The organism is Streptomyces sp. LS-MS-L19 (assembly GCF_058382285.1).
The window spans coordinates 5,056,897-5,083,850 of record NZ_JBYCLL010000001.1 but is presented as its reverse complement, the minus strand read 5'-3'; the positions used below and the strand labels follow the sequence as shown (position 1 = coordinate 5,083,850).

Sequence of the window (26,954 nt, the reverse complement as noted above, 5' to 3'; positions counted from 1 at the left end):
AATTGTGCCCACAGTCCGCCGCTATGCACGACACACGGTGGCGGACGATGGTTGTGCGCGTACCCCCGGCTCAGCGCCCCAGACGCCCCCGGACCATGCCGACCAGTGAGTTCAACTCCTCGATGCGCATCTTGCGAGCGGCGACGAAGAAGATCCCGAGCAGGACCGCTCCGCCCGCGATCAGCGCGGCGAACGAACCGACCACGCCCTGACCGAGGGTGTGGCCGATGCCGTAACAGGCCGCCCCGCTGAGCAGAGCCGCCGGTACCGAGGCGATGCAGAGCCGGGCGTAGGTCCGCAGGACCCGCTTGCCGTCCAGGTCACCGCCGAGGCGCTTGCGCAGGCGGCGCCAGGCCACGCCGACGCCGATCGCGTACGCCAGACCATAGGCGGCGGCCATGCCGGCCACGGCCCAGCGAGGCGGAAGAACCGCGTAACAGACCGCGGAGGCAGCGGCGTTGACCGCTGCCACGATCACGGTGTTGTAGAAGGGCGTCCGGGTGTCCTCGTAGGCGTAGAAGGCGCGCAGGACGACGTACTGGACCGAGTACGGGATCAGGCCGAGGCCGAAGGCCATCAGCATGTACCCCATGTTCGTGGCCGCGCTGGTGCCCGACGAGCCGAAGATGAGCGTGCACATGGGGATGCCGAGGGACAGGAAGCCGAAGGCGATCGGCACGATCGCGACCGCTGTCGTGCGCAGACCCTGGGAGATGTCGTCGCGCACCGCACCGGCGTCGTCCTCGGCGGCCGAGCGCGAGATGCGCGGCAGCAACGCGGCCATCAGCGAGACGGTGATGATGGCCTGCGGGAGCCCCCAGATCAGCTGGGCGTTGGCGTAGGCGCTGAAACCGGTGCCAGGGATCTTGGTGTCGGCGACGGCGGCGGTGGCGAGCTGGGTGACCACGAGCGCGCCCGCCTGGTTGGCGAGGACGAACAGGATGGTCCACTTGGCGAGCATCGCGGCCTTGCCCAGGCCGTGGCCCTTCCAGTCGAAGCGCAGCCGCAGCCGGAATCCGGTCTCGCGCAGATACGGGATCATCGCGAGGGCCTGCACCACGAGACCGAGCAGGATGCCCACGCCGAGCAGCCGCTGCCCCTGCGGCGGGATGTTCGTGACGCTCATGCCGGAGTGCTCTGCGGTGCCGTACACCCACAGGAACATCGCGAGCGTCACGATGATGACGACGTTGTTGAGGACCGGAGTCCACATCATCGCGCCGAACTTGCCGCGTGCGTTGAGGACCTGTCCCATCACCACATGGATGCCCATGAAGAAGATGGAGGGCAGGAAGTAGCGGGTGAAGGTGATGGCGACGTCGTTGGCCGCGGGATTGGACGCCACCGAGTTCGAGAGCGCACGCACCAGGAGCGGCGCCGCGAACATCGTGATGGCGGTGAGCGCGGCGAGGGCCACCATGACGAGCGTCAGGAGCCGGTTCGCGAACGCCTCACCGCCGTCGTCGTCCTCCTTCATGGCGCGTACGAGCTGCGGCACGAAGACGGAGTTCAGGCCGCCGCCGACGGTGAGGATGTAGATCATGGTCGGCAGTTGGTAGGCCACCTGGAAGGAGTCGCCCAGGAAGGCGGTGCCGAGCGCCGACACGATCAGCGCCGAGCGGACGAAGCCGGTGAGCCGGGAGACCATCGTGCCGGCCGCCATCACGGCGCTCGACTTCAGCAGGCCGCCCGCCTTCCCGCCCTTCTTGGCGGGAGCGGCGGGAGCGGCGGGAGCCGCCGGGGCCTCGGAGGCCGTCTGTGCCAGGGCCGGCGCCGTGCCGAGGTTCATGGTCTCGTCGGCCGAGGGCGCCGGAGCCACGGGTGCCTGGAACTGGGGGGCCTGTGACGGTCCGCCAGGAGCCGGCGCCGGTCCGGGCACCGACGGGGGGTCCGTCGGGCGGCCGCCGCCCTGCTGCTGGTCGCGGAAGAGGTGCGCGAAGGCGTCCGGCTCGTGGCGCTCCTCGCCGGCCTGGGTGACCAGGTCGTCGACGCCCACGAACTGGGTGGTGCGCGGGTTGTCGCCGTACGGCAGGTACTGCGTGGGCCCCTCCGGCTCGGGAGCCGGGGTCTGTGCCCAGACCTGCGGGTCGGGGGCGTACGGGGACTGGGGCGGCTGGGAGTACAGGGGCTGCTGGGGCGGGTAGGTGCCGGGCGGTGGCGGGGGGTGCGCGGCACGGTCGTAGAGGGCCTCGGCGACCGGGTCCTGGGCGTGGAGGTCCTGTCCCCGGTAGGGGTCCTGGTCGTAGGCGTCCTGGAGGTACATGTCCGCGGGCGACTGCGGCGGCACTTGGCCGTGCTCGGGCGGCGGGCCCTCGGGGCGACCCGAGCTGCCCGCGCCCTGGCTGTCACCCTCGTACGGCGCGTTCATGGTTACCCCACCTCATCGTCCCGGGCCCACCGGCCACGACATCCTCAACGGTCCACTCTCTCACCCGTGCCGGACGGGTCGGCGCTTTCCGCTGCGGTGTCCGCTGTCAGGTCACTCGGCTGCTCGGGGCCCTCCGCCCCGGGCCCGGCGGTGCCGGACTCATTGGTGAGACGGTCCTCGGGGCCCTCGGAGTTCTCCGGGCCGTCCACGGTCTCGGCCGTCTCGTCGTCGGGGCCGGTCTGCTCGGCCGCACGGGCGGCCGCGCGCTTGCGCTGGGTGTACATCCGGAATCCTGCCAGCACCAGCAGCAGGACACCGCCGCCGATGACCAGCATCACCGTGGCCGTGAACTCCGTGACCTTCACGTCGAACCTGACCGCGTCGCCGTACGGCTGGCCGTCCTCCGTGTACAGCTGGGCCACCACCGAGGCCTGCCCGTTGGCGTTGGCCGTGGTGGTGAACTTCACCGTCTGGCTGTGGCCGCCCGAGACCTCGACCGGCTGCTCGTAGTAGGAGGAGCCGCCGATCTCGAGCCGGTTCGGGCTCAGCGAGGTCAGTCGCAGCCTCAGGTGCTCCACACCCTGCACCAGGTTGTTCTGGACCGTCACGGGGATCGTGGCGCTGCGGCCGGAAAGCTTGGTCTCCGACTTGTCGATCAGGCTGACCTGGGAGGTCAGTCCGTCGAGGTAGGACTCGACATCGTCGCGGAAACTGCTCGCCTCGCCGGGACGGCCCCGCCACGATGTGGACATCTCGCGGTTCATGGCCCGCCCGAAGGGGGTCACGACGCGGGACTGGTCGGAGAGGATCACCTTGAGGTTGTCGAGCTTGCCCTGGGTGCTCGCGATCTGCTGGAAGGCCGCCTTCGGCAGCTCCTGCTTGCGCAGCGAGGCGGGATAGGCGGACGCCGGGGGCACCTTGGTGGTGGCGCCGGGATCGGGCTTGGCCGCGGCGGCCGCGGTGAGCTTCTGGGGCTCGGACCAGTTCCCGCTCTGCAGCGCGTTGATCGCCTCGGCCATGGCGGCGGCCTGGCTCGCCGTGGGCGTGCGCTGCGGGGCGACGACGATGCTGCGCTGCTTGTTCGTCTGGAGTCCGAGAGCGAGGCTCTGCGCGAGGAACCGCTGGACGGCGAGCGTCGAGGCGGACGCCCTCGTCAGATCGCCCTGGAACGCCGTCGACAGCCGGGCGTCCGCGACGACCGCCGTGGTGCCGCCGCCGATGGGGCGGGCCGCGGAGGGCGTGTACGACAGGCCGCCGGTCTCCTGGAGGCTGTCGCTGCGCGCGATCACCTTGTCGGCGCCCGCGGAGGTGGCGACCTTGACGATCGACGGGTCCACGGCGCCGTTCACGGGCCAGGCGAAGTCGCTGCTCGGTGTCACGTGGAGCACGGTCCTCACCGTGGTGACCGCGACGTCGGTGGCCTCGTCGAGGTGGCTGAGCGAGCCGGTGACGCTCGTGCCGTTGTGGGCGAGGGAGGCGAGGTCGGGGTCGGCGAAGGGCAGTGCGACGACCTCCTGCCCCTCCACCGCTTTCTGGAGTCTCGCCAGCCACTGCTTGGCGACCGCCTGGTGGGTGCCGGGCGCGGTGGTGTCGCCCGCACCCTGCACCCGGTAGCTGCGGGTCATCGCGTCGACAGAGGCCAGCAGGTCCGGGTCGATCACCCAGGTGACGTCGAGGTCCTCGCCCAGGGACAGCATCTGGTCCAGCCGGCCGCCCGCCGAGATCTCCTCGGCGAGGTCGTCACTGAGGAAGACCGGCGTCTGCTGGGCGTTCGACCCGGTCTCCGCCGTCATGTGGACGCTGGAGATCAGCGGCCACAGGAAGGTCGTTTTCGTCTTCGGGTCCGCCTCGTCGTCGTGCCAGGGCAGGAACGTCCGTTGGACGCCGAGCACCCGGTCCCAGGGCTGAGCGGCCGTCCTGCCCGAAAGGGAGACGGTGAGCTGGTAGACGCCGGCATCGCCGAGGTCCAGCTCGTCGACCGGGACGGAGAGGGAGAAGGGCTGGGCGACTCCCGGGGTCAGCTTCGGGAACTTCGCGACGTACTTGCCGCCGACCTCGGATCCCGTCGGGCCCTGGAGGGAGTCGCTGTCCTCGGTGGCCTGGTCGATGGACGAGCGGGTGGACAGCTCGGGGCCTACCCCCAGTCCCACCTGCGCGGCCGTGACGGGCTGCTTGCCGTTGTTGGTCACCGTGCCCGAGACGGTGAGGGTGTCACCGTCCGTAGGCACGCTGGGGCTGAGGGTGTCGACGGCGACGGACACCGAGCCGGAGTCGTCGGCGGCCTGGGCCGGTGCGGCGGCGGGCAGCTGGCAGAGGCCGGCCAGGAGCGGCACCCCCGCCAGCAGGGCCCCGGTGCGCCGCAGCCAGCGGCGGGCAGGTGAGGGACTGGTCCCCTGGAAGTCTGCCGCCTCGGCCACGCGCTCGCCCGTCCCTCGTCGTCGTCAGTGGTCGTCGGAATGTGCGTCCACGCATGGTAACGATGCGCGCTGAGGGGAAGTGCCGCGGACTGCTCCACAAGATCGGGAGACACCGCTGCGCTGTCCTGAATGTGCACGTATAAAGAGGAGTGCCCCCGTGAGTCTTCGGAGCAGACCTTGTGCAGGTCCGGACGGCGAGTCTGTGCACGTTTAATGGAGGCGCTCCGGGCCGCCCTCGCCACGTACCCTCTTTTGTTGTGCCGAACGCCGACGAAACCCATCTCAGTGTCCTCAGCCAGGAGCATCGCAGCACGGTGAAAGAACTGCTGCGGTTCCCTCCCGTCGCTGCCGACCTCGCTCGCCGCTTCCAGGACGCCGGTTTTTCCCTGGCGCTGGTCGGAGGGCCGGTCCGGGACGCGTTGCTGGGCCGGCCGGACAACGATCTCGACTTCACGACCGACGCCCGCCCGCAGGATGTGCTGAAGATCCTCAAGAAGTGGGCGGACGCCGTGTGGGAGGTGGGGATCGCCTTCGGCACGGTCGGGGCACAGAAGGACGGCTACCAGGTAGAGGTCACCACCTACCGGTCCGAGGCCTACGACCGGACCTCACGCAAGCCCGAGGTGTCGTACGGAGACTCCATCGAGCAGGACCTCGTCCGGCGGGACTTCACGGTGAACGCGATGGCCTTCGCCCTCGCGGAGATGAAGTTCATCGATCCGCACGGCGGTCTCGAAGACCTCGCGGCACGAGTGCTGCGTACGCCGGGCACCCCCGAGGAGTCCTTCTCCGACGATCCGCTCAGGATGATGCGCGCGGCCCGCTTCGCGGCTCAGCTCGACTTCGAGGTGGCCCCCGAGGTCGTGGCCGCCATGAAGGAGATGGCAGGGCGCATCGAGATCGTCTCCGCCGAGCGGGTCCGGGACGAGCTGAACAAGCTCATCCTCTCCGCCAACCCGCGCAAGGGCTTGGCACTGCTCGTCGACACCGGCCTGGCCGACCACGTGCTGCCCGAGTTGCCCGCCCTGCGGCTGGAGAGCGACGAGCACCACCGGCACAAGGACGTCTACGAGCACACGTTGATCGTCCTGGAGCAGGCCATCGCACTGGAGAAGGAGGGGCCCGACCTCACCCTCCGCCTGGCCGCACTGCTCCACGACATCGGCAAGCCGCGCACTCGCCGCTTCGAGAAGGACGGCCGGGTCTCGTTCCACCACCACGAGGTGGTCGGAGCGAAGATGACCAAGAAGCGGATGACTGCGCTCAAGTACTCCAACGAACTGGTGAAGGACGTCTCCCGGCTCGTCGAACTCCATCTGCGCTTCCACGGGTACGGCACCGGAGAGTGGACGGACTCGGCGGTTCGCCGGTATGTGCGTGACGCCGGCCCGTTGCTCGACCGGCTCCACAAGCTGACCCGCTCGGACTGCACGACTCGGAACAAACGCAAGGCGGCCGCGCTGTCCCGTGCGTATGACGGGCTGGAGGAGCGGATCTCTCAGCTTCAGGAGCAGGAGGAGCTGGACTCGATCAGGCCCGACCTGGACGGCAACCAGATCATGGAGATCCTTGCTGTGCGCCCCGGCCCCGAGGTGGGACGTGCCTACAAGCACATGCTGGAACTTCGGCTGGAGAACGGACCGATGGAGCACGACGAGGCGGTGGCCGCGCTCAAGGCGTGGTGGGCCGAGCAGGGCTGAGGTGGGCCGAGCAGGGCTCAGGCCGTGAAACGGGGTCATGTTTCACGTGAAACATGACCCCCATGGCAGCGACCCGGGCGGTGTTTCACGTGAAACATCGCCTTTCATCGTTCCGTGGCCATCCGTCGCTCTTTCGCCATCGCCGCAGCCACTGCTCCGTAGATGACGGCGACAGCGATCACGAGAGTTACCGAGCGCCCGTCCGGCGGCAGGATCAGCGCGGCCACGGCGGCGGCCCCCACGAAAGCGATGTTGAACAGCACGTCGTAGACGGAGAAGATCCGGCCCCGGAATCCGTCGTCGACGGAGGACTGCACGATCGTGTCGGTGGAGATCTTCGCGCCCTGGGTGACGAGGCCCAGGACGAACGCGGCGATGAGCATGGGGGCGGTGGCGAAGGGGAGTCCGAGGACGGGCTCCAGCACTGCGGCGACGGTCGCGCACGCGACGATCCAGCGCTCGGGGCCGAGTCTCCCCACCGCCCAGGGCGTGATGACGGCGGCAGCGAAGAAACCGGCGCCGGAGATCCCCAGCGCCAGGCCCAGCAGGGCGAGCCCGTCGTCCGGATCGGACGTCAGGGCGTACCGGCAGAGCATCAGCACCATGACGAGCAGAGCGCCGTAGCAGAACCGCATGAGCGACATCGCGCCGAGAGCCCGGGCGGCGGACCTGCGTGAGGGTGCCGCCAGATGCCGTACACCGGCGACCAGGTCGCGGGCGGTGCCGGCCAGCGCCGTGCCGAGACGCGGCTGGATCAACTCACGGTCGGGTCCCAGTAGGTCCGGGGGCATGCGCAGCGCGGCGAGGGCACCGCACAGATAGAGCCCGGCGCCGAGCAGCACCACCGCCGCGTCGGAGTCGCCGACCAGGAGCCGTACGACGAAGGCAAGGCCTCCGCCCGCGGTCGCGGCGAGCGTTCCGGCGGTCGGGGAAAGGGAGTTGGCGATCACCAGCCGCTCCTCGTCGACGACACGGGGCAGTGCCGCGGAGAGGCCCGACAGGACGAAGCGGTTGACCGCGGTGACGCACAGCGCGGAGACGTAGAAGAGCCAGTCCGGGACGTCGCTGAGGATCAGGACGGCCGTCGCCGAAGCCAGCAGGGCGCGCACGAGGTTGCCGTAGAGGAAGACCTGGCGGCGGCGCCAGCGGTCCAGGAGGACACCGGCGAAGGGGCCCACCAAGGAGTAGGGGAGTAGCAGGACCGCCATGGCGGAGGCGATCGCGGTGGCCGAGGTCTGCTTCTCGGGGGAGAAGACGACGTACGCGGCGAGGGCGATCTGGTAGACGCCGTCCGCGCCCTGGGAGAGCAGGCGCACGGTGAGCAGGCGCCGGAAGTCCCGGAAGCGGAGAAGGACACGCAGATCGCGGACGACGGGCATGGGGCACAGCCTCACATACGGCGAGGGTCCCCGGGCGATACCACCCGGGGACCCTCTGTAGCCCTGGCAGGAGCGTTTTGAGTGAGCCTTAGCGCTCGACCTCACCCTTGATGAACTTCTCGACGTTCTCGCGGGCCTCGTCGTCGAAGTACTGGACCGGCGGGGACTTCATGAAGTAGCTGGAGGCCGAGAGGATCGGGCCACCGATGCCGCGGTCCTTGGCGATCTTCGCGGCGCGCAGGGCGTCGATGATGACACCGGCGGAGTTCGGGGAGTCCCAGACCTCGAGCTTGTACTCCAGGTTCAGCGGGACGTCACCGAAGGCGCGGCCCTCAAGGCGGACGTAGGCCCACTTGCGGTCGTCGAGCCAGGCGACGTAGTCGGACGGGCCGATGTGGACGTTCTTCTCGCCGAGGTCCCGGTCGGGGATCTGGGAGGTGACGGCCTGCGTCTTGGAGATCTTCTTCGACTCGAGACGGTCGCGCTCGAGCATGTTCTTGAAGTCCATGTTGCCGCCGACGTTCAGCTGCATCGTGCGGTCCAGGACGACACCGCGGTCCTCGAACAGCTTCGCCATGACGCGGTGCGTGATGGTGGCGCCGACCTGGGACTTGATGTCGTCACCGACGATCGGGACGCCCGCCTCGGTGAACTTGTCCGCCCACTCCTTGGTGCCGGCGATGAAGACCGGGAGGGCGTTGACGAAGGCGACCTTGGCGTCGATGGCGCACTGGGCGTAGAACTTCGCCGCGTCCTCGGAGCCGACGGGGAGGTAGCAGACGAGGACGTCGACCTGCTTGTCCTTGAGGACCTGGACGACGTCGACCGGGGCCTCGGCGGACTCCTCGATGGTCTCCCGGTAGTACTTGCCGAGGCCGTCGAGGGTGTGGCCGCGCTGGACGGTCACGCCGGTGTTCGGGACGTCGCAGATCTTGATGGTGTTGTTCTCGGAGGCGCCGATGGCGTCGGCGAGGTCGAGACCGACCTTCTTCGCGTCGACGTCGAACGCCGCGACGAACTCGACGTCACGGACGTGGTAGTCGCCGAACTGGACATGCATCAGCCCGGGGACCTTCGACGCCGGGTCGGCGTCCTTGTAGTACTCGACTCCCTGAACCAGCGACGCGGCGCAGTTGCCCACGCCGACGACGGCTACGCGAACCGAACCCATTCCGGTTGCTCCCTGTGTGTACGAGTGAGGCCCTGGCAGGGACCTCACGTGGCGGTGTCGCCGGGCGTATCCGGACCGGGGGTGTCCCCGGGCCGGGGCAGGACGCCCGGCGCTCCCTCTGTGGTGTCGCGAGCGGTTTCTCCATGGCCGGGACCCTTGAGGTCCCGGCCTGCCCGCTCGCTTTCGATGAGCTCGTTCAGCCAGCGCACTTCGCGCTCCACGGACTCCATCCCATGGCGCTGGAGCTCAAGCGTGTAGTCGTCGAGGCGCTCCCGGGTGCGTGCCAGCGAGGCACTCATCTTCTCCAGGCGCTCCTCCAGCCGGCTGCGCCGGCCTTCGAGGACTCGCATGCGGACGTCGCGCGAGGTCTGCCCGAAGAAGGCGAAACGAGCCGCGAAGTGCTCGTCCTCGTACGCGTCGGGACCCGTCTGCGAGAGCAGCTCCTCGAAGTGTTCCTTACCTTCCGCCGTCAACCGGTAGACGATCTTGGCCCGACGCCCTGCGAGTGGTGCGGCGAGGGCGTCCTCGGTGGTGTGCCCCGGCTCCTCGATCAACCAGCCGTTGGCGACCAGCGTCTTGAGGCAGGGGTAGAGCGTGCCGTAACTGAAGGCACGGAACACACCCAGTGACGTGTTGAGGCGTTTGCGCAGCTCGTAGCCGTGCATCGGGGACTCACGGAGCAGGCCGAGCACGGCGAATTCGAGGATCCCGGAACGCCGGCTCATCGTCGCCTCCTCGTCACTGTCTCGCCCCGATGTATCGACTCGATACATCAAGACGATAGAACGGCCTTCCGGAAGCGACAAGTGGGGGGACGGTGAACGGGATCACATCAATGATTCATGTGAACCAAGTTGCCTGATTTGGGGTGAACTTCGGGGCTCGGCGGGTTTTGACGGTGCGTAGTCTGTGCGGCATGCACACCACCGGGAAGCGAGTGACGCCTGGGGGGCGTTGCTGTCCCGGTGCAGTACGGATGAATGCGCGACCGACCGCATCCGTACTTCGGGGGGACCGGAAACCAGCCGCCGTTTCCAGGCGCGCAAGGGTGCGCCTGCCCGAGGAGTAGTCGTTCGATGAGCGAGCACCGTCGCAAACCGCCGCAGCCGCAGGGAGGCGGACGTGCCGCGGCCCGACGCGGCCAGTCCGGCTCGTCCTCCGGCCGCCGCGCGGCTCCGCGAGGCGCCACCGGGTCTCTTGCCGACTCCTATGGGACCAGCTCCCAGGAGTCGGCTTCGTACGGTCCCGGAGGCGAGGAACGTCAGTACGGCGGCCGTGCCGAGGCCCGCCGTGCGGCCCAGAGAAGCACGGGCGGCGGTGGTCGCCGCAGAGGGGCGGAGCCGGGCCCCGGAGGCCGGCGTGGCGCGCCGACCGGTAGGGGTCGCGCGTCCGAGGCCGGCAAGAAGCGGTTCATCGACTATCCGCGCGCGGGCAAGTACGGCGTGGCGCGCTGGGTGCCGTCCTGGAAGCTGGTGACGGGCCTGTTCATCGGCTTCATCGGAGGCCTGGTCGCGATCGCCGGCGTGGGCTACGCGCTGGTGAGCGTTCCCAACGTCGCCGAGACCGCGACGTCGCAGAACAACGTCTACTACTGGTCCGACGACACCGAGATGGTCTCCACGGGTGGCGAGACCAACCGCCAGATCGTCAACCTCGCGCAGATCCCGAAGGCGATGCAGTACGCCGTCGTCTCGCAGGAGAACAAGACCTTCTACACCGACAGCGGCATCGACCCCAAGGGCATCGCCCGCGCGGTGTTCAACATGGCCAGGGGCGGCAACACCCAGGGTGGCTCCACCATCACCCAGCAGTACGTCAAGAACGCGCGTCTGGACGACCAGTCCCAGACCGTCACCCGCAAGTTCAAGGAGATCTTCATCTCCATCAAGGTGGGTGCCACGGTCGACAAGGACGAGATCATGGCGGGCTACCTGAACTCTGCCTATTACGGCCGCAACGCCTACGGCATCCAGGCGGCGGCGCGCGCGTACTTCAACAAGGACGCCCAGGACCTGAACCCCGGTGAGTGCGCGTTCCTGGCCGCCATGCTGAAGGGCGCCACGTACTACGACCCGGCGGGCGCGACGTCCATCGACGCGACGCAAGCCACGCCTCAGGCCAACCAGAGGCGCGCCCTTCGGCAAATGCAGGACACCCTCGACAAGATGGTCGAGTACGGCCACCTGAGCGCGGCGGAGCGGGCGAGGTACACCACACTGCCGAAATGGCAGAACCCGCGGTCCAACACCCAGCTCAAGGGGCAGATCGGCTATCTGGTCGACCTCGCCAAGGCCTACCTGATCAACAACAAGATCATCAGCGCGGACCAGCTCCAGCAGGGCGGCTACTCGATCTACACGACCTTCGACAAGAAGAAGGTCAATGAGCTCGAGGCAGCGGTCAAGAAGGTCCGCAAGGAGAACATCGACCCCAAGAAGCGGCCGGCGAAGGACACCTTCGTCCAGTTCGGCGGGGCGTCGGTCGAGCCGTCCACCGGTGCGATCCGGGCCTGCTACGGCGGTGAGGACGCGACCACCCACTTCACCAACAACTGCGACTCCACCGGTGCCCAGGTCGGTTCGACGTTCAAGACCTTCGTGCTCGCCGCGGCGATGAAGTGGGGCGTCCGCGATCCCGATCTCGGCGAGAGCCAGGCGCAGGACGAGCGCACGGTCGTCAACGCGAAGAGCCTGTTCAGCGGCAAGAACGACCTCAAGATCAAGAACTACGACGGCTCGGTCTGGAAGAACGAGGAGGGCAAGGAGTGGCTCCAGGAGAACGACGGCAAGCAGTCCTACGGCACTCCGCCGAAGTACCAGATCGACCTTCGTGAGGCGATGCGGGAGTCGGTGAACTCCGCCTTCGTGCAGCTCGGCATGGATGTCGGCCTGGACAAGGTGAAGGAAGCGGCCATGGACGCGGGCCTCAAGGAGAACAGCCTGGCCGGCACCAACTTCCCGTCCTTCTCCATCGGCATCTCCGACCCCAGTGCGATCCGGATGGCGGGCGCCTACGCCACCTTCGCGGCCAGCGGCAAGCAGAACGAGCCGTACTCGGTCGAGAGGGTGACCAGCAAGGACGGGGAGGTCTTCACCCACAAGGCGAAGCCCGAGCAGGCCTTCGAGAAGAAGGTCGCCGACAACGTCACCGACGTCCTCAAGACCGTGGTCGACAAGGGCACGGGTACCAACGCCAAGCTGACCGGGCGTGACGTGGCCGGCAAGACCGGTACCACCGACGGCAACAAGTCCGCCTGGTTCGTCGGCTACACCCCGCAGCTGTCCACGGCGATCACCATGTTCCGCTTGGACGACGACGAGACCAAGAAGAACCGCACGTTCCTGGAGATGTACGGCACGGGCGGCCAGGAGAAGATCCACGGTGCCTCGTTCCCGTCCGAGATCTGGCACGACTACATGGAACAGGCGCTGAAGGGCCAGAAGGCGATCGACTTCCCGACGCCGGAGCCCATCGGTCAGATCGTCAACGAGGAACCGAGCCCGACGCCCACTCCGACGCCCAGCGAGACCGAGTCGGCCACTCCGACTCCGACCCCGACGCCCAGCCAGTCCTTCATCACTCCGACGCCCACGGCGAGCGAGAGCTGCCGGTTCTCGTGGCAGTGCGACGACTCGGGTGGCACGGACAACGGAGGCACCGACGGAGGGGTGACGTCGACACCGACGGCCACGCCGACGGATGAGAACGGCAATCAGGGCAACGGCAATGGAGGCCTCTTCAGCGGATCGGGCGGTTAGCCGCCATATGCCCCGTCGAGGGTGTTTCACGTGAAACATGGGCCGTCGCACCCACCAGGTGCGGCGGCCCTCGGCGTACACCCAGCCTCGTACGGCAGGATGTGGGCCATGCCCAGTGCTGAATCGACGCCAGCGAGCGTGCACGAGTCGGACCTAGTGCGTCCGACCAAGGACGACGAGGTCGCCAGGAGTGGCAGCGAGTTGATCGGTGGCCCTCTCGGGCGCCGCGCTCTGCTGGGGACGTCCTGGTGGAACCCTGTCCGGGTCATCGCTCTCGTGGCCATCGGGGTGTTCGCGCTGGGCCTGGTCCAGAAGGCTCCCTGCTACGACGGCGGCTGGTTCTTCGGCGCCAGCTCCCAGTACACCCACGCGTGCTACTCGGACATCCCGCACCTGTACCAGGGCCGCGGTTTCGCCGACGGACTCGTCCCCTACTTCGACAAGCTCCCCGGCGACATGCAGTACCTCGAATACCCGGTGCTGACCGGCGTGTTCATGGAGGTCGCCGCCTGGCTGACACCCGGCAGCGGCAGCATCCAGGACCAGGAGCAGTGGTACTGGATGGTCAACGCCGGGATGCTGATGGTCTGCGCGGCCGTCATCGTCGTCTGCGTGAGCCGTACGCACGCCCGTCGCCCCTGGGACGGTCTGCTGGTCGCGCTGGCGCCCGCTTTCGCGTTGACCGCCACCATCAACTGGGACCTGCTGGCGGTCGCTCTCACGGCCTCCGCGATGCTGATGTGGGCGCGGGGTCGCTCGCTCGCCTTCGGAGTCCTCCTGGGGCTCGCCACGGCCGCCAAGCTCTATCCCGTCTTCCTGCTCGGCCCGCTGTTCGTGCTGTGCTGGCGGGCGGGCAAGTGGCGGGACTTCGGCAAGGCTCTGGGCGGCGCCGTCGTCTCCTGGCTCGTGGTGAACCTGCCGGTGATGCTCTTCGCCTTCGACGGCTGGTCGAAGTTCTACACGTTCAGCCAGGAGCGGGGCGTGGACTTCGGTTCCTTCTGGCTGATCCTGGCCCAGAACTCGAGCGACCCGATGAGCACCGAAACCGTCAACACGCTCGCCACACTGCTGGTGCTGCTGTCCTGCGTGGGCATCGCCGTGCTCACCCTGACCGCCCCGCGCCGACCGCGTTTCGCGCAGCTCGCGTTCCTGATCGTCGCCGCGTTCATCCTCACCAACAAGGTCTACTCGCCGCAGTACGTCCTGTGGTTGGTGCCGCTGGCCGTGCTGGCCCGGCCCAAGTGGCGGGACTTCCTGATCTGGCAGGCCTGCGAGGTGGCGTACTTCCTGGGTATCTGGATGTACCTCGCCTACACGACCAGCGGCAACGCCCACAAGGGCCTGCCGACGGACGGCTACCACTGGGCCATCGGACTGCACCTGCTGGGCACGGCGTACCTGTGCGCGATGGTCCTGCGCGACATCCTCATGCCGGAGCGGGACGTGGTGCGGCTGGCCGGTGACGACGACCCATCGGGCGGTGTGCTCGACGGCGCGGAGGACGTCTTCGTCCTCGGCGCCGCCGCCCATCCGCCCCGGCACGCCGCGCACTTCGACGGACCACAGGTGGAGTGGGGCAGCGATCCGGGGCCCACTGACCGTTCGCTCTGAGCGAACACCCCCTGGTGTCACACACGAAAGGCCGTACAGGGCAGTCCCTGTACGGCCTTTCTGCTTCTTCTACGGCGTCTCAGCGGTCGACGATGCGGTCGAACTGCGTGGTGGTGTGCCGGAGATGGGCCACCAGTTCTTCGCCGACCTTCGGCTCAGGGGCGTCGGACGGGACGAAGAGGATGGAGACCTGCATGTGCGGCGGCTCCGCGAACCAGCGCTGCTTGCCGCCCCAGACGAACGGAGAAAGGTTCCGGTTGACCGTGGCCAGGCCGGCGCGGGCGACGCCCTTGGCGCGCGGCATGACGCCGTGCAGGGCCTTCGGGGCCTCCAGGCCCACCCCGTGCGAGGTACCGCCCGCCACGACGACCAGGAAGCCGTCGGAGGCCGCCTTCTGCTGCCGGTAGCCGAAGCGGTCCCCCTTGGAGACCCGGGTGACGTCCAGGACCGCGCCGCGGTACTCGGTGGAGTCGTGGTCCCCGAGCCACAGCCGGGTTCCGATGCGGGCACGGAAGCGGGTCTGCGGGAACTGCTGCTGGAGCCGGGCCAGGTCCTCGGCCTTGAGGTGGCTGACGAACATGGTGTGCAGCGGCAGCCGGGCCGCGCGCAGCCGGTCCATCCAGCCGATGACCTCCTCGACGGCGTCCGAGCCGTCGGTGCGGTCCAGCGGCAGGTGGATCGCGAAGCCCTCGAGGCGGACGTTCTCTATGGCGGAGTGCAGCTGCGGCAGGTCCTGCTCGCTGATGCCGTGCCGCTTCATCGAGGACATCACCTCGATGACCACGCGGGCGCCCACCAGGCCGTAGACCCCGTCGATCGACGACACCGAGCGGATCACCCGGTCGGGCAGCGGCACGGGCTCCTCGCCCCGCCGGTACGGCGTCAGCACCAGCAGGTCACCGCCGAACCAGTCCTTGATCCGCGCGGCCTCGTAGGTCGTGCCGACGGCGAGGACGTCCGAGCCCAGCCGGGTCGCCTCCTCCGCCAGCCGCTCGTGCCCGAAGCCGTAGCCGTTGCCCTTGCAGACCGGGACGAGCCCCGGGAACTGCTCCTGCACGTGCTTGTGGTGCGCCCGCCAGCGCGCGGTGTCGACGTAGAGCGTGAGCGCCATGGCCGGACCCGGAACCTTTCTAGTGGCTGCGGTGTATCAGAGGTGTGGAAGCAATTGAAGCGAAGAACGCGACGTCAGCGGCGCGACATGTAGATGTCGAGCGCCTTGTGGAGCAGCTTGTTGAGCGGGAAGTCCCACTCGCCGAGGTACTCGGCCGCCTGGCCGCCCGTGCCCACCTTGAACTGGATCAGGCCGAAGAGGTGGTCGGTCTCGTCCAGCGAGTCGGAGATGCCGCGCAGGTCGTAGACGGTGGCGCCGAGCGCGTAGGCGTCGCGCAGCATCCGCCACTGCATCGCGTTCGAGGGCCGGACCTCACGCCCGATGTTGTCGGAGGCGCCGTAGGAGTACCAGACGTGCCCGCCGACGATCAGCATGGTCGCGGCCGACAGGTTCACGCCCTCGTGCCGGGCGAAGTACAGCCGCATCCGGTTCGGGTCCTCGGTGTTGAGGGCCGTCCACATCCGCTGGAAGTACGACAGCGGGCGGGGCCGGAAGTGGTCACGGACCGCCGTGATCTCGTACAGCCGCTGCCATTCCTCGAGGTCCTGGTAGCCGCCCTGGACGACCTCGACGCCGGCCTTCTCGGCCTTCTTGATGTTGCGGCGCCACAGCTGGTTGAAGTTCTTGTGGACCTCTTCCAGGGAGCGGTTGGCGAGGGGCACCTGGTAGACGTAGCGCGGCTGGACGTCACCGAAGCCGGCTCCCCCGTCCTCGCCCTGCTGCCAGCCCATCCGGCGGAGCTTGTCGGCGACCTCGAAGGCGCGCGGCTCGATGAAGTCGGCCTCGATGTCCCGCAGCCGCTTCACGTCCGGGTTCTGGATGCCCGCCTTGATGGAGGTGGCCTCCCAGCGCCGGATGATCACCGGCGGGCCCATCTTCACGGAGAAGGCGCCCTGGTGCTTGAGATGCGCGAGCATCGGTTCCAGCCACTCGGTCAGATTCGGCGCGAACCAGTTGATGACCGGGCCCTCGGGCAGATAGGCGAGGTAGCGCTTGATCTTGGGCAGCTGACGGTAGAGGACGAGACCCGCGCCGACCAGTTCGCCGGTCTTCTCGTCGAACCAGCCGAGGCTCTCGGAGCGCCACTCCGCCTTGACGTCTGCCCAGGCCGGAACCTGCATGTGGCTCGCCGACGGCAGGCTCTGGATGTATGCCAGATGCTGCTCGCGACTGATCGTCCTCAGGGTCAGGCTCATTCGGGGCGCTCCTCGGGCTGGTGTGTCCCCATGGGTACAGGGGCTCCGGCTCTCGCGCCGAAGCCTACTGCGCCTGGCGAGCGCCCTGACTGGGCGTACGGAACCTGCGCCCCGGCTCAGAGGCCGCCGAGGCGTTCCGCGGTGCTTTGGGTGGTGTTGAGGGGACGGTGCCCGTGGCGTCAGTTGATGACCCCGCCGAAGAGGCCGCCGTGCGCCATGCCGAGGAAGAAGCCGACCGCGGCTGCGCCGAGACCGAGGATCAGTCCGAAGCGCTCCCTGGTCGTCTCCGAGATCCACTGGCCGTACGCGCCGGTGAGGATGCCCACCAGGCCGGTCCAGGAGCTGAGCAGGTGCAGGTTGTGGAACATCGCCGAGACGAACGCCGTGATGCCCAGCACCAGGGTCACCGCGAGCAGCGTGTCCTGGAGGGGGTGGGGCTTTCCGTCCGTGGCGAAAAGGCCTCCGGCGGTGTTGGGTCGCATTGCCTGTGCCATAGGGCACCTCCTGCGGAAGGCGGCGCATCGTAGCGCCATACACACCCGATGTGTACAGAGTGACGGTCCCCGAGGCCGGATTTCAACCGGAAGCCGGTGTGCGGGTAGTCTGTACCGTCTGCAAGGTGTCTGCCCATGTCACGACCGGGTCTACCGCGAGGGAGCCCCGATTGTCAGTGGCGGCCGATACCGTTGCGTACGCATCACAACCCTCCTGCCACGGAACGACCGTGGCCGCTGAGTCCAAAGGAGGTGGGTTCCACATGCGTCACTACGAGGTGATGGTCATCCTCGACCCCGATCTGGAGGAGCGCGCTGTCGCCCCCCTGATCGAGAACTTCCTCTCCGTCGTCCGTGAGGGCAACGGCAAGGTGGAGAAGGTCGATACCTGGGGCCGTCGTCGGCTCTCGTACGAGATCAAGAAGAAGCCCGAGGGCATCTACTCGGTCATCGACCTGCAGGCCGAGCCTGCGGTCGTCAAGGAGCTCGACCGCCAGCTGAACCTGAACGAGTCGGTCCTCCGGACCAAGGTCCTCCGCCCCGAGACCCACTGAGCTTCCGCTCAGTCGATCTCGGGATCCGAGTAGCAGCAACCAAGCAGCCAGAGCAAACCCGCCGAGAGGTTCCCCATGGCAGGCGAGACCGTCATCACGGTCGTCGGCAATCTTGTCGACGACCCCGAGCTGCGCTTCACCCCTTCCGGTGCGGCGGTCGCGAAGTTCCGTGTCGCGTCCACCCCCCGCACCTTCGACCGTCAGACCAATGAGTGGAAGGACGGCGAGAGCCTGTTCCTGACCTGCTCGGTCTGGCGTCAGGCGGCGGAGAACGTCGCCGAGTCGCTCCAGCGAGGCATGCGCGTCATCGTGCAGGGCCGGCTGAAGCAGCGGTCCTACGAGGACCGTGAGGGCGTCAAGCGCACGGTCTACGAGCTGGACGTCGAGGAAGTCGGCGCCAGCCTGCGCAGTGCCACGGCCAAGGTCACCAAGACCGCCGGCGGTGCCGGCCGCGGTGGCCAGGGCGGTTACGGCGGCGGTGGCGGTGGCGGCCAGGGTGGCGGCGGCTGGGGCGGTGGCTCCGGCGGCGGTCAGCAGGGCGGCGGCGCTCCCGCCGACGACCCGTGGGCCACCGGCGCTCCCGCCGGTGGCAACCAGGGCGGCGGTGGCGGCGGCTGGGGTGGAAACTCCGGCGGCGGTGGCGGCGGCTACTCGGACGAGCCCCCCTTCTAGGCCTCGGGCCGAGGGGTGGGTCGTACCCACACTTCTTGATCACACAGGAGAAACACCATGGCGAAGCCGCCTGTGCGCAAGCCTAAGAAGAAGGTCTGCGCTTTCTGCAAGGACAAGGTCACGTACGTGGACTACAAGGACACGAACATGCTGCGGAAGTTCATTTCCGACCGCGGCAAGATCCGTGCCCGCCGCGTGACCGGCAACTGCACGCAGCACCAGCGTGACGTCGCCACGGCCGTCAAGAACAGCCGTGAGATGGCGCTGCTGCCCTACACGTCCACCGCGCGATAAGGGAAGGGTGACCGACACATGAAGATCATCCTCACCCACGAGGTCTCCGGCCTCGGTGCCGCGGGCGACGTCGTCGACGTCAAGGACGGTTACGCTCGCAACTACCTGATCCCGCGGAACTTCGCGATCCGCTGGACCAAGGGCGGCGAGAAGGACGTCGAGCAGATCCGTCGTGCTCGCAAGATCCACGAGATCCAGACCATCGAGCAGGCCAACCAGGTGAAGGCCCAGCTCGAGGGCGTCAAGGTCCGCCTGGCCGTCCGCTCCGGCGACGCCGGTCGTCTCTTCGGTTCCGTCACCCCGGCCGACATCGCTTCCGCGATCAAGGCTTCCGGTGGCCCCGAGGTCGACAAGCGCCGCATCGAGCTGGGCTCGCCGATCAAGACCCTGGGCGCCCACGAGACGTCCGTGCGTCTGCACCCCGAGGTTGCCGCCAAGGTCAACATCGAGGTCGTCGCGGCCTGATCGCTGCGTTTGGCTAGAGCAGTTGGAAAGGGGCCTGCACCTTCACCGGTGCGGCCCCTTTCGCACGCTCTCGAGGTGGCCTTTCGCGCCCGAACCGACCGTGGAACACGCGGTGTTTCACGTGAAACGTGACGGGCCGCGATGTTTCACGTGAAACGGTCAGCGAGTTGCGCCCGTGACGATCCAGCGCCCTGAGCGGGTTCGCCACCAGAGCGTCAGCATGCGGACTGCCATCATCAGCGTCATCGCCGCCCACACGGCCGTGAGGCCGCCGCCCAGCACCGGGACGAGCAGAGCGACCGGGGTGAAGACGGCGAGAGTGACCACCATGGCCCAGGCGAGGTACGGTCCGTCGCCCGCGCCCATCAACACCCCGTCCAGCACGAAGACCACACCGCAGATCGGCTGGGAGAGAGCCACGATCACCAGTGCGGGCAGGGCGGCGTCCTTGACCGTGCCGTCACCGGTGAACAGGGGCAAGAGCAAAGGCCGGGCGAGCACGACCAGGACGCCGAGAGCGACACCTACCGCGATGCCCCACTCCACCATCCGACGACATGCCTGGCGGGCACCGTCCGTGTCACCGGCGCCCAAGTAGCGGCCGATGATGGCCTGTCCGGCAATGGCGATGGCGTCCAGGGCGAACGCGAGCAGGCTCCACAGGGACAGGATGATCTGGTGGGCGGCGATGTCGGCGTCACCCAAGCGGGCCGCTACAGCAGTGGCGATCATCAGGATCGCTCTCAGGGAGAGCGTGCGGACCAGCAAGGGGACGCCGGCCTGTGCGGAGGCCCGGATACCGGCGGCGTCGGGACGCAGGGAGGCTCCGTGTCTGCGAGCGCCGCGGACGACGACCACGAGATAGGCGGCCGCCATGCCGCACTGGGCGATGACCGTGCCCCAGGCGGAGCCCGCGATGCCGAGATCGGCGCCGTAGACGAGACCCGCGTTGAGGACGGCGTTGGCGACGAAACCCGCGACCGCCACATAGAGAGGGGTCTTGGTGTCCTGCAGTCCGCGAAGCACTCCGGTCGAGGCGAGCACCACCAGCATGGCCGGGATGCCGAGTGCCGAGATCCGCAGATAGGTGGTGGCGTAGGGAGCCGCGGTGTCGGATGCGCCGAAGAGTTCCACGATCGACGGTGCGGTGGGAAGGACGACCGCGATGACCGCGGCGCCGAGCAGGAGCGCGAGCCAAATGCCGTCCATGCCCTGGCGGATGGCGGCCTGGAGGTCCCCCGCTCCCACGCGCCGGGCGACGGCGGCCGTGGTGGCGTAGGCGAGGAAGACGAAGACACTGACAGCCGTCATGAGGAGGGCCGAGGCGATGCCGAGGCCGGCGAGTTGCGCGGTCCCCAGATGGCCGACGATCGCGCTGTCGGCCATCACGAAGAGGGGTTCGGCGACGAGCGCGCCGAAGGCCGGAACGGCGAGTGCGACGATCTCACGATCGTGCTGTCGACGAGTGGCCTTGGGGGTCGCGGACGCCTGTGTCATGTGCACCAATCTAATCGTCCACAGGTAAGAGATGCAATGCTCATTAGACCCTTACTTGTGTTCGCGCGGCGTGCGGCACTGTGAACAGTTCGAACTGATCTTGAGCCGACCGGGGAAGTTTTTCTTCTGCACAGCCGGTGGACGGCGAATGTGCAGGTCAGAAGGCCTCTTCGGGGAGAGGGCGGAGCTTGTTCACAGGCCTGTCCACCGGGTCGTGCACAGGTTTTGCGGAGTTCTCCACAGCATCCGGGCCGTCGTCCACATGGCCTGTGGATAACCAGATTGGCTGACGGTGCCCGCGGGCCTACGGTGGTCCGGCGCCCGCTCCGTCTGTCGGCCCGGAAATCATCACAAACCCGACGCGCCAGAACCGGAGTTGGGCATCTCATTTGTCAGTGCCGTGCCGTAGAAATGAGAAGCACGGCGAGGGTCCGCTCGGCGGACGGGAGGAGGTGGCTCGGTGAGTATTTCCGAGCCCTTGGACGACCCGTGGGCCGACAGCGGGCCCAGTGATCGTCTGCCGTCCTCGCGCCGCCGTGGCGACGGGGGCCGGGGGCGGGACGAGCAGCACGACCGCGGCAGGGACAGCGAGTGGGACGGCGGAGGCACGGCCTTCGAGCGGGTCCCGCCCCAGGACCTGGACGCCGAACAGTCCGTCCTCGGCGGCATGTTGCTGTCCAAGGACGCCATCGCGGACGTCGTCGAGGTCATCAAGGGCCATGACTTCTACAAGCCCGCCCACGAGACCATCTTCCAGTCGATCCTGGACGTCTACGCCAGGGGCGAGCCGGCCGACCCCATCACGATCGCCGCCGAGCTCACCAAGCGCGGCGAGATCAACAAGGTGGGTGGTGCATCGTATCTGCACACCCTGGTCCAGACCGTCCCGACGGCGGCCAACGCCGAGTACTACGCCGAGATCGTCCATGAGCGCGCTGTGCTGCGCCGTCTGGTCGAGGCCGGTACGCGCATCACGCAGATGGGATACGCGGCCGACGACGACGTGGACGAGATCGTCAACCGAGCCCAGGCCGAGATCTACGCGGTCACCGAGCAGCGCACCAGCGAGGACTACCTGCCGCTCGGCGACATCATGGAGGGCGCGCTCGACGAGATCGAGGCGATCGGCTCGCGCAGCGGAGAGATGACCGGTGTGCCCACCGGGTTCACGGACCTCGACTCGCTCACCAACGGCCTGCACCCGGGCCAGATGATCGTCATCGCGGCCCGTCCCGCGATGGGAAAGTCCACCCTGGCGCTGGACTTCGCGCGTGCGGCCTCCATCAAGAACAACCTGGCCAGCGTCATCTTCTCCCTCGAAATGGGGCGCAACGAGATCGCGATGCGGCTGCTGTCGGCCGAGGCGAGAGTGGCCCTGCACCACATGCGTTCGGGCACGATGACCGACGAGGACTGGACGCGGCTGGCCCGGCGGATGCCCGAGGTGTCCTCCGCGCCGCTCTACATCGACGACTCCCCGAACCTGTCGATGATGGAGATCCGGGCGAAGTGCCGGCGCCTGAAGCAGCGCAATGACATCAAGCTCGTGATCATCGACTACCTCCAGCTGATGCAGGCCGGTGGCTCCAAGCGGCAGGAGAGCCGTCAGCAGGAGGTCTCGGACATGTCCCGTAACCTCAAGCTCCTGGCCAAGGAGCTCGAGGTCCCGGTGATCGCGCTCTCCCAGCTCAACCGTGGCCCCGAGCAGCGCACGGACAAGAAGCCGATGGTGTCCGACCTGCGTGAGTCCGGCTCCATCGAGCAGGACGCGGACATGGTGATCCTGCTGCACCGAGAGGATGCCTACGAGAAGGAGTCACCGCGCGCGGGCGAGGCGGACATCATCGTCGGCAAGCACCGTAACGGCCCGACGGCGACGATCACGGTCGCCTTCCAGGGCCACTACTCCCGCTTCGTGGACATGGCACAGACCTGACGACTCCGAGAAGGTGATTTGAGGCCCGTACGCCCCGCGCTGAATCAAGTCGACGGCCGAGGCCCCCGCGGGATGGACTGGGGGCATGACGTCATCTCAAGTAGAGCTGCTTCCCAGCACCCGCAGGGCGCTGCTGCATCGGATCGCCGTGGCCCAGGCCGAGGGGCGGGCGCCGTCGCTGGTCGCGGCGGTCGTGCGGGGCGGACGGACCGTGTGGCACGGGTCGCGTACCTCGGTGGACGGGCACGGCCCGGACGAGAACGTGCAGTACCGCATCGGGTCGATCACGAAGACCTTCACCGCCGTTCTCGTCCTGCGGCTGCGCGACGAGGGGCTGCTCGACCTCGGTGACCCGCTCGAGAAGCATCTGCCCGGCACCGGGGCGGGGGAGGCCACGGTTGCCGAACTGCTCGCCCACACCAGTGGACTGGCGGCCGAGTCTCCGGCGCCCTGGTGGGAACGCACCTCCGGCTCACTGCGTCCGGAGCTCGCCGACGTGCTGGGCGAGCAGCCCTTCCTGCATCCGGTGGGGCGCCGCTTCCACTATTCGAACCCGGGCTACACCGTGCTGGGGGCGCTCGTCGAGAAGCTGCGCGGGGCTCCGTGGGAGGAGGTCCTGCGCCGTGAAGTGCTCGTGCCTCTGGGGCTCCACCGCACGAGCGTTGATCCCGAAGCGCCGCATGCCGGCGGTTGGGCCGTCCATCCGTGGGCCGATGTGATGCTGCCGGAACCCGCCGAGGATCTCGGGCGGATGGCTCCCGCGGGTCAACTCTGGTCCACCACGGCCGACCTGGCCCGCTTCGCGGTCTTCCTGGCGAACGGTGACGACCGGGTGCTGAGCGCGGAGACCGTGCGGGAGATGCGTACGCCCGCGGCTCCGGCGGGGACCGGCGATCTGGCCGACGGGGCCTCGTACGGGCTCGGGTTGCAGGTCCAGCACCGGGAGGGCCGGTTGCTGGTGGGCCATTCGGGCTCGCTGCCGGGCTTCCTGGCGAACCTGACGATCGGGGTGGCGGACGACGTCGCCGCGGTGGTGCTCGCCAACTGCACCTCCGGCCCGCTGCTGTCCGTGGTCGGTGCCGACCTCGTACGGATCGTCGCCGAAGCCGAGCCCAGGATCCCCGAGCCCTGGCGTCCGATGCGCGAAGCCGACTCGCCCGCGCTGGAGTTGGCGGGGCAGTGGTACTGGGGAACGCACGGGTTCGCCCTGCGGCTGACGGCGGACGGACTCGCCTCGCTGGAGCCCCTGGCGGGTACCGGCCGTCGTTCGCGGTTCCGGGCCAACGGTGACGGCACCTGGACGGGACTGGAGGGCTACTTCCAGGGAGAGCTCCTGAAAGGCGTACGACGGCCCGACGGGGCCGTAGACCACCTCGACCTCGGTTCCTTCGTGTTCACCCGGCAGCCGTACGACGAGGAGGCTTCCGTGCCGGGTGGAGTGGACCCGCAGGGGTGGCGGGGCATCGGATAGTTGCCCGGGGGCTTACAGGGCGAGCTTGAACCCCACGTGCGAGGCCGTGAAGCCGAGCCGTTCGTAGAAGCGGTGGGCGTCCGTGCGGGTGTTGTCGGACGTCAACTGCACCAGTTGGCAGTGTTGGTTCCGGGATTCCTCGATCGCCCATTCGATGAGCCGGGTCCCGAGACCGCTGCCGCGCTCGTCGGCGTGGATGCGTACCCCCTCGATGATCGACCGGGTGGCACCGCGCCGGGACAGCCCTGGGACGACCGTGAGCTGAAGCGTGCCGACCACGCGGCCCTCTCGCACGGCGACGACCAGGTGCTGGTTCGGGTCCGAGGTGAGGCGCTCCAGCGCGGCCAGGTAGGGGGTCAGGTCGCCCGGTGACTCGCGCTCGGCGCCGAGGGGGTCGTCGGCGAGCATCGCCACGATCGCGGGGACGTCGTCCGTTGCCGCGGGCCGAATTTCCAGATCTGCCATGGTCGCAGCCTATGCGGGAGCCGAAGCAGGAGCCGACAGAGTAGCCATCGTTTGCATATATAGCGCGTCTGCAATTATTGTGTATGAGCGCAACATGCTCCTGCAATCGTCTGGGAAGGTGTCACCCCCCATGCCGCTCGCGCTTCTGGCTCTCGCCATCGGGGCCTTCGGAATCGGCACGACCGAGTTCGTGATCATGGGCCTGCTGCCCGAGGTCGCGGACGACTTCGGGGTCTCCATCCCCACCGCCGGGTTCCTGGTCACGGGCTACGCGCTCGGCGTCATGCTCGGCGCCCCGGTGATGACCGCGCTGGGCACCCGGATCTCCCGCAAGCGGATGCTGATGCTCCTGATGGGGCTCTTCATCGTCGGCAACCTGCTCTCCGCCCTCGCCCCCGCCTTCAGCGTCATGCTGATCGGCCGTGTCGTCGCCTCCCTCGCCCACGGAGCCTTCTTCGGCATCGGCTCGGTCGTCGCCGCCGACCTCGTCGCCCCGGACAAGAAGGCCGGAGCCATCTCGATGATGTTCACCGGCCTGACCGTCGCCAATGTCGTCGGTGTCCCGCTGGGCACGCTGATCGGCCAGACCGCCGGCTGGCGCCTCACCTTCATGATCGTCGCGGCCCTCGGCGTGGTCGGCCTTCTGGGCATCGTCAGGCTCGTCCCCGAGATGCCCCGGCCGGAGGGTGTGCGCCTGCGCCACGAACTGGCCGCCTTCAAGAACGTCCAGGTCCTGCTCGCCATGGCTATGACCGTCCTCGGCTTCGGCGGTGTCTTCGCCGCCATCACCTACATCGCGCCGATGATGACCCACGTCGCCGGATTCGCCGACGGCTCGGTCACCTGGCTGCTGGTCCTCTTCGGGCTCGGCATGGTCGGCGGCAACCTCGTCGGCGGCAGGTACGCCGACCGTGCGCTGATGCCCCTGCTGTACGTCTCCCTGGGCGCCCTGGCCGTCGTGCTCGCGCTCTTCACGCTCACCGCGCACCACAAGGTCCTGGCCGGCATCACCATCGCGCTCATCGGGGCCCTCGGCTTCGCCGCCGTGCCCCCACTGCAGAAGCGGGTCCTCGACCAGGCGCACGCCGCCCCCACGCTCGCCTCGGCCGTCAACATCGGCGCCTTCAACCTCGGCAACGCCCTCTCCGCGTGGCTCGGCGGACTGGTCATCGCGGCCGGGTTCGGCTACACCGCCCCCAACTGGGTGGGCGCCGCCCTGGCCGCGGCAGCACTGCTGCTCGCCCTCCTTTCGGCCGCGCTGGAGCGCAGGGAAAGTGCTCCCAGCGCTGTGGTGGCGGGGGCGACGCCCGCTGGACAACGCACCGCCGTGCACCACTGAGCTGCCTGGCAGGCCACAGACGACGGCGCCGGTTCCCCGACTCGGGGGACCGGCGCCGTCGTACGACTGGGACTCAGACCGCCGCCACCGTCAGCGGGGCGAACCGCCGGCTCCAGTCGCCCGGCAGCTCCGGGATCCCGTACGTCATCACCGCGTTGTAGGCGACGGGAGCCAGACCCCGCTCCTTGGCCCACGCGCGCAGCTCTTCGTGCCGTACGTCGATGTCCGTGCGCAGTGGACGATCGGTGCCGGTGGCCAGGGACGCGAGGAGCGCCTGAGCTGTGGCGGTGTCACGGGCGACCAGCGGCCCCACGACATGGGTGTCCATGTTCGGCCAGGCGGACGCGAATCCGATGATCCGGCCGTGCTCCTCGGCGACGTGCAGCTGGTCGGCGAAGGCGGGCAGTCGGGTGATGAGATGCGTGCGATCAGTGCCGAGTACCTCCTCGTCGAGCCGGAGGATGGCGGCGAGGTCCTCGGCCGTGGCCGCACGTGTGCTCACCAGGGGTGTGGGGCGGCCCGGCGTGAAGTGCCCCCTCAGCATCTCCGCCCGACCGGCGACCTTGAAGCCCAACTCCTCGTACAGCGGACGTCCATACGGCGTCGCGTGCAGGGTCAGTGGGGTGGTGCCCATCAAGGAGAGGACGTGCTGCATGAGCCGACGTCCGATGCCCTGCCGGGCGTGCCGTTCGGCGACCAACACCATCCCGATCGCCCCCAGGTCGGGTTGGCCGTACGGGCCGTACTCCGTGACCACGCACGCGGTGACGAGACCTCCCTCGGGGTCGTCGATGCCATAGCCCTTACCGGCGGTGAGGAGGAAGCCCCACTTGTGTTCCTCACGCGGCCACCCCCGGTCCTGGGACAGGTCGGCGCAGGCGGTGAGGTCGCGGAGCGTCAGACGGCGGATGGGCAGAGCGGCGAGAGAAGGAGTCGGCACGCAGGTCAGGCTGTCCGACGGGCGCACTCGGCGTCCACCTGTTTCCGAGGGGACGTACGAGCTTTTGGCCATGTCGTAGCCAAGCGCACACATGCGAACAGACGCCGGGTGTTTCA

The 26,954-nt window shown here is 68.4% G+C and carries 21 protein-coding genes; 10 read left to right on the top strand and 11 right to left on the bottom strand.

Going from position 1 to position 26,954, the window contains the following annotated elements:
- Window positions 1–70 precede the first annotated feature (70 nt).
- Both murJ and AC2XR2_RS22745 read right to left on the bottom strand, forming a co-directional pair.
- The gene (gene murJ, locus AC2XR2_RS22750; RefSeq protein WP_491516145.1) at window positions 71–2,368 is read right to left on the bottom strand and encodes a murein biosynthesis integral membrane protein MurJ; all 2,298 of its coding nucleotides are present in this window, start codon (window positions 2,366–2,368) and stop codon (window positions 71–73) included.
- Between the two features lie 44 nt (window positions 2,369–2,412).
- Entirely contained in the window at window positions 2,413–4,785 is a 2,373-nt protein-coding gene (locus AC2XR2_RS22745; RefSeq protein WP_491516144.1) for a DUF6049 family protein, read from the bottom strand.
- A 257-nt stretch (window positions 4,786–5,042) separates the two neighbouring features.
- Between AC2XR2_RS22745 and AC2XR2_RS22740 the strand changes: the two genes are divergently transcribed.
- On the top strand, window positions 5,043–6,485 hold the full coding sequence (locus AC2XR2_RS22740; protein ID WP_381300291.1) for a CCA tRNA nucleotidyltransferase: 1,443 nt from the start codon (window positions 5,043–5,045) through the stop codon (window positions 6,483–6,485).
- Window positions 6,486–6,589: 104 nt separating this feature from the next.
- Here the strand turns inward: AC2XR2_RS22740 and AC2XR2_RS22735 are convergent, their stop codons facing one another.
- From AC2XR2_RS22735 to AC2XR2_RS22725, 3 genes are all read right to left on the bottom strand, one after another.
- A complete protein-coding gene (locus tag AC2XR2_RS22735) occupies window positions 6,590–7,864 on the bottom strand; it encodes an MFS transporter (protein ID WP_491516143.1) in 1,275 nt (424 codons plus the stop codon).
- A gap of 88 nt (window positions 7,865–7,952) precedes the next feature.
- The gene (locus AC2XR2_RS22730; protein WP_123761884.1) at window positions 7,953–9,035 is read right to left on the bottom strand and encodes an inositol-3-phosphate synthase; all 1,083 of its coding nucleotides are present in this window, start codon (window positions 9,033–9,035) and stop codon (window positions 7,953–7,955) included.
- Between the two features lie 44 nt (window positions 9,036–9,079).
- A complete protein-coding gene (locus tag AC2XR2_RS22725) occupies window positions 9,080–9,760 on the bottom strand; it encodes a PadR family transcriptional regulator (protein ID WP_132835713.1) in 681 nt (226 codons plus the stop codon).
- 351 nt (window positions 9,761–10,111) lie between these two features.
- Here AC2XR2_RS22725 and AC2XR2_RS22720 point away from each other — a divergent pair, with 351 nt between their 5' ends.
- Window positions 10,112–12,793 carry a transglycosylase domain-containing protein gene (locus tag AC2XR2_RS22720; protein WP_381300294.1) on the top strand — a complete coding sequence of 894 codons (2,682 nt, stop codon included), beginning with the start codon at window positions 10,112–10,114 and terminating at the stop codon, window positions 12,791–12,793.
- Between the two features lie 108 nt (window positions 12,794–12,901).
- Complete coding sequence (locus AC2XR2_RS22715; RefSeq protein ID WP_491516142.1) at window positions 12,902–14,404, top strand: glycosyltransferase family 87 protein; 1,503 nt, start codon at window positions 12,902–12,904, stop codon at window positions 14,402–14,404.
- A gap of 79 nt (window positions 14,405–14,483) precedes the next feature.
- Here AC2XR2_RS22715 and AC2XR2_RS22710 read toward each other — a convergent pair whose 3' ends face one another.
- From AC2XR2_RS22710 to AC2XR2_RS22700, 3 genes are all read right to left on the bottom strand, one after another.
- Window positions 14,484–15,515 (bottom strand): alanine racemase, encoded by a 1,032-nt coding sequence (locus AC2XR2_RS22710; RefSeq protein WP_330265752.1) that lies wholly within the window; start codon window positions 15,513–15,515, stop codon window positions 14,484–14,486.
- Window positions 15,516–15,589: 74 nt separating this feature from the next.
- Window positions 15,590–16,711: a peptidoglycan bridge formation glycyltransferase FemX gene (gene femX / locus AC2XR2_RS22705; protein WP_020134135.1), complete on the bottom strand. Its 1,122-nt coding sequence runs from the start codon at window positions 16,709–16,711 to the stop codon at window positions 15,590–15,592.
- 179 nt (window positions 16,712–16,890) lie between these two features.
- The gene (locus AC2XR2_RS22700) at window positions 16,891–17,205 is read right to left on the bottom strand and encodes a hypothetical protein (RefSeq protein ID WP_037707238.1); all 315 of its coding nucleotides are present in this window, start codon (window positions 17,203–17,205) and stop codon (window positions 16,891–16,893) included.
- A gap of 263 nt (window positions 17,206–17,468) precedes the next feature.
- On the opposite strand from AC2XR2_RS22700, the gene rpsF reads away from it, so the two are divergent.
- From rpsF to rplI, 4 genes are all read left to right on the top strand, one after another.
- Window positions 17,469–17,759: a 30S ribosomal protein S6 gene (rpsF, locus tag AC2XR2_RS22695; protein WP_007383258.1), complete on the top strand. Its 291-nt coding sequence runs from the start codon at window positions 17,469–17,471 to the stop codon at window positions 17,757–17,759.
- 75 nt (window positions 17,760–17,834) lie between these two features.
- Window positions 17,835–18,431 carry a single-stranded DNA-binding protein gene (locus AC2XR2_RS22690; RefSeq protein ID WP_381300296.1) on the top strand — a complete coding sequence of 199 codons (597 nt, stop codon included), beginning with the start codon at window positions 17,835–17,837 and terminating at the stop codon, window positions 18,429–18,431.
- 57 nt (window positions 18,432–18,488) lie between these two features.
- Entirely contained in the window at window positions 18,489–18,725 is a 237-nt protein-coding gene (gene rpsR, locus AC2XR2_RS22685; RefSeq protein WP_003949403.1) for a 30S ribosomal protein S18, read from the top strand.
- Between the two features lie 18 nt (window positions 18,726–18,743).
- Window positions 18,744–19,190: a 50S ribosomal protein L9 gene (rplI, locus tag AC2XR2_RS22680; protein WP_020134131.1), complete on the top strand. Its 447-nt coding sequence runs from the start codon at window positions 18,744–18,746 to the stop codon at window positions 19,188–19,190.
- Window positions 19,191–19,349: 159 nt separating this feature from the next.
- Here the strand turns inward: rplI and AC2XR2_RS22675 are convergent, their stop codons facing one another.
- Entirely contained in the window at window positions 19,350–20,687 is a 1,338-nt protein-coding gene (locus tag AC2XR2_RS22675; protein ID WP_491516141.1) for an MATE family efflux transporter, read from the bottom strand.
- Between the two features lie 460 nt (window positions 20,688–21,147).
- On the opposite strand from AC2XR2_RS22675, the gene dnaB reads away from it, so the two are divergent.
- Both dnaB and AC2XR2_RS22665 read left to right on the top strand, forming a co-directional pair.
- Window positions 21,148–22,623 (top strand): replicative DNA helicase, encoded by a 1,476-nt coding sequence (dnaB, locus tag AC2XR2_RS22670; protein WP_330265755.1) that lies wholly within the window; start codon window positions 21,148–21,150, stop codon window positions 22,621–22,623.
- Between the two features lie 85 nt (window positions 22,624–22,708).
- A complete protein-coding gene (locus tag AC2XR2_RS22665) occupies window positions 22,709–24,094 on the top strand; it encodes a serine hydrolase domain-containing protein (protein WP_491516140.1) in 1,386 nt (461 codons plus the stop codon).
- A 12-nt stretch (window positions 24,095–24,106) separates the two neighbouring features.
- Here AC2XR2_RS22665 and AC2XR2_RS22660 read toward each other — a convergent pair whose 3' ends face one another.
- Window positions 24,107–24,559 carry a GNAT family N-acetyltransferase gene (locus tag AC2XR2_RS22660; RefSeq protein WP_381300301.1) on the bottom strand — a complete coding sequence of 151 codons (453 nt, stop codon included), beginning with the start codon at window positions 24,557–24,559 and terminating at the stop codon, window positions 24,107–24,109.
- Between the two features lie 130 nt (window positions 24,560–24,689).
- On the opposite strand from AC2XR2_RS22660, the gene AC2XR2_RS22655 reads away from it, so the two are divergent.
- Window positions 24,690–25,898, top strand: coding sequence for an MFS transporter (locus AC2XR2_RS22655; RefSeq protein WP_491516139.1), 1,209 nt, complete (start codon window positions 24,690–24,692; stop codon window positions 25,896–25,898).
- Window positions 25,899–25,971: 73 nt separating this feature from the next.
- Here the strand turns inward: AC2XR2_RS22655 and AC2XR2_RS22650 are convergent, their stop codons facing one another.
- Window positions 25,972–26,838, bottom strand: a complete 867-nt coding sequence (locus AC2XR2_RS22650; protein ID WP_491516138.1) for a GNAT family N-acetyltransferase — start codon at window positions 26,836–26,838, stop codon at window positions 25,972–25,974.
- Window positions 26,839–26,954 lie beyond the last annotated feature (116 nt).

Excerpts from the sequence above, each read along its gene's own strand:
- AC2XR2_RS22735 (WP_491516143.1), bottom strand. The coding sequence starts at position 7,864 with ATGCCCGTCGTCCGCGATCTGCGTGTCCTTCTCCGCTTCCGGGACTTC.
- murJ (WP_491516145.1), bottom strand. The coding sequence starts at position 2,368 with ATGAACGCGCCGTACGAGGGTGACAGCCAGGGCGCGGGCAGCTCGGGT.
- rplI (WP_020134131.1), top strand. The coding sequence starts at position 18,744 with ATGAAGATCATCCTCACCCACGAGGTCTCCGGCCTCGGTGCCGCGGGC.
- AC2XR2_RS22655 (WP_491516139.1), top strand. The coding sequence starts at position 24,690 with ATGCCGCTCGCGCTTCTGGCTCTCGCCATCGGGGCCTTCGGAATCGGC.
- AC2XR2_RS22675 (WP_491516141.1), bottom strand. The coding sequence starts at position 20,687 with ATGACACAGGCGTCCGCGACCCCCAAGGCCACTCGTCGACAGCACGAT.
- AC2XR2_RS22660 (WP_381300301.1), bottom strand. The coding sequence starts at position 24,559 with ATGGCAGATCTGGAAATTCGGCCCGCGGCAACGGACGACGTCCCCGCG.
- AC2XR2_RS22700 (WP_037707238.1), bottom strand. The coding sequence starts at position 17,205 with ATGGCACAGGCAATGCGACCCAACACCGCCGGAGGCCTTTTCGCCACG.
- rpsF (WP_007383258.1), top strand. The coding sequence starts at position 17,469 with ATGCGTCACTACGAGGTGATGGTCATCCTCGACCCCGATCTGGAGGAG.
- AC2XR2_RS22720 (WP_381300294.1), top strand. The coding sequence starts at position 10,112 with ATGAGCGAGCACCGTCGCAAACCGCCGCAGCCGCAGGGAGGCGGACGT.
- rpsR (WP_003949403.1), top strand. The coding sequence starts at position 18,489 with ATGGCGAAGCCGCCTGTGCGCAAGCCTAAGAAGAAGGTCTGCGCTTTC.
- femX (WP_020134135.1), bottom strand. The coding sequence starts at position 16,711 with ATGAGCCTGACCCTGAGGACGATCAGTCGCGAGCAGCATCTGGCATAC.
- AC2XR2_RS22730 (WP_123761884.1), bottom strand. The coding sequence starts at position 9,035 with ATGGGTTCGGTTCGCGTAGCCGTCGTCGGCGTGGGCAACTGCGCCGCG.
- AC2XR2_RS22690 (WP_381300296.1), top strand. The coding sequence starts at position 17,835 with ATGGCAGGCGAGACCGTCATCACGGTCGTCGGCAATCTTGTCGACGAC.
- AC2XR2_RS22715 (WP_491516142.1), top strand. The coding sequence starts at position 12,902 with ATGCCCAGTGCTGAATCGACGCCAGCGAGCGTGCACGAGTCGGACCTA.
- AC2XR2_RS22665 (WP_491516140.1), top strand. The coding sequence starts at position 22,709 with ATGACGTCATCTCAAGTAGAGCTGCTTCCCAGCACCCGCAGGGCGCTG.
- AC2XR2_RS22710 (WP_330265752.1), bottom strand. The coding sequence starts at position 15,515 with ATGGCGCTCACGCTCTACGTCGACACCGCGCGCTGGCGGGCGCACCAC.
- AC2XR2_RS22725 (WP_132835713.1), bottom strand. The coding sequence starts at position 9,760 with ATGAGCCGGCGTTCCGGGATCCTCGAATTCGCCGTGCTCGGCCTGCTC.